The organism is Rhodococcus sp. NPDC059968 (assembly GCF_042738615.1).
Lineage (GTDB): Bacteria > Actinomycetota > Actinomycetes > Mycobacteriales > Mycobacteriaceae > Rhodococcus_F.
In genome coordinates, this window is record NZ_JBHWUE010000284.1 from 1 (window position 1) to 1,217 (window position 1,217).

General features: G+C 68.9%; 1 protein-coding gene. It reads right to left on the reverse strand.

Annotated elements, in window-relative coordinates; all coding sequences use genetic code 11:
* On the reverse strand, positions 1-1,130 hold a 1,130-nt coding region (locus ACFWAY_RS53860), incomplete at its 3' end, for an IS110 family transposase (protein WP_378516552.1).
* Positions 1,131-1,217: the final 87 nt, after the last annotated feature.

Sequence of the window (1,217 nt, forward strand, 5' to 3'; positions counted from 1 at the left end):
CCGACGAGGCGGTTGCCGAGTGCGCGGAGCGCTTGGTGGTGCAGGTCGCCGGCGTCGCGTCGCTGGTCGTAGAAGTCTCGGGCGCCAGGACTGGACGACAGTGCGCAGAACGCCCATTGGTCGATGGCGTCGTAGAGGCGCCGGTTGCGGACGTGGCGGGCGAGCACCGCGCGTTTCTTGCCGGACGCGACCGTCAAGGGTGAGGTTCCGGCGTAGTTTCTGCGAGACTTGGCGGGGGTGTAGCGGTCGGGGTCGTCCCCGAACTCACCGAGCACCCGGGCGCCGAGTATGACACCAAGTCCTGGCACGGAGCGGTAGATGTCGGCGTCCGGGTGTGACTCAAAATGTGTGGCCAGTTCGGCCTCGAGTTCGGTGATCTGCCGGTTCAACTCGACGATGAGGCCGACCGCGGCGCGGGTGGTGGCGGCGAACGCGGCGGCGACCGGCGCCGGTGCGGTCAGGTGCTCGGCCCGCAGCCCGGCCCGGATTTCGCGGGCCCGGGTGTCGAGGTTGCGTTGCCGGCCAGCCTTTTTGAGGGCGGAGCGGATCGCCGGCAGGGTCAGGTGCGCGGCCTCGGCGGGTGTCGGGGCGCGACCGAGCACGGCCAGCGCGTCGCGGTCGTGCAGGTCGTCGAACACCTCCAGCGCGGCCGGGTAGTACTCGCGCAGCGCCGAGCGCAGTGAGTTGGTGTGCCGGGTGCGGGTCCAGATCAGATTCTGGTGTCCGCGGGCGAGGACCTTGATCGCCTCCGCGTCCGGGCTGTCTGCGGCGATCGGGCGGTGGTTGTGTCGGTCCGTGCGCACCAGATCCGCGAGCAGCTTGGCGTCACCGGCGTCGGACTTCGCACCCGAGACGTGGTGCCGGTCGCGGTAGCGCGCCGCGGCGAGGGGATTGATCGGATACACCTGATAGCAGGCGGCGGTCAGCGCCTGTACCCACAGGCCGCGGTCGGTTTCGATGCCGACCACGACCTGACCTGGTTCTTCGGCGTGCTCGGCTATCAGTTCGTGCAGCTGCCGGATGCCGGACAGCCCTTCCGGCAGCCGCCGAGATGCCAGCCGCCGCCCGGCCTCGTCCATCAAATGGACATCGTGATGCTGTTCGGCCCAATCGTCGCCGACGAAGATCATCGATCGCCTCCTCCGCTCTCATGGTGTTGGATGAAACCTGTTCGAGCCCAGAGGCACCCGGCGGCAACCTAATGGATCAGTGCTCGC